Annotated in this window: 1 pseudogene; it reads right to left on the bottom strand. The window is 68.0% G+C overall.

Annotated features, from left to right (window positions below):
- Positions 1 to 597, bottom strand: a pseudogene (locus tag IEZ27_RS53350) (DNA-directed RNA polymerase subunit beta); the annotation flags it as partial.

Below are 597 nucleotides of genomic sequence, written 5' to 3'. Positions count from 1 at the left end.
ACCGGGGTGGCCATGTTGGTACGCGGGGCGACCTTCTCGAACCCCTTGTCCTTCAGCCGCTCGGCCCACGCCTCGGCGATGCCCGAGATGTCCCAGCCACGCGCCGCGATCCACCCCAGGTGGGTCTCCAGCACCTGACCGACGTTCATCCGGCCGGGCACACCCAGCGGGTTGAGGATGATGTCGACCGGGGTACCGTCCTCCAGGAACGGCATGTCCTCGACCGGCAGGATCTTGGAGATGACGCCCTTGTTGCCGTGACGACCGGCCAGCTTGTCACCGTCGGTGATCTTACGCTTCTGCGCGATGTGCACCCTGACCAGCTCGTTCACCCCGGGTGGAAGTTCGTCGCCGTCGTCCCGGGAGAAGGTGCGCACGCCGATCACCGTTCCGCGTTCCCCGTGCGGCACCTTCAGCGAGGTGTCGCGGACCTCACGGGCCTTCTCACCGAAGATCGCGCGCAGCAGCCGCTCCTCCGGGGTCAGCTCGGTCTCGCCCTTCGGGGTGACCTTGCCGACCAGGATGTCGCCGGGCACGACCTCGGCGCCGATGCGGATGATGCCGCGCTCGTCGAGGTCGGCCAGGACCTCTTCGGAG

Source organism: Nonomuraea spiralis (genome assembly GCF_014648435.1).
Lineage (GTDB): Bacteria > Actinomycetota > Actinomycetes > Streptosporangiales > Streptosporangiaceae > Nonomuraea > Nonomuraea spiralis.
This window is presented reverse-complemented; position numbering and strand designations above follow the sequence as displayed.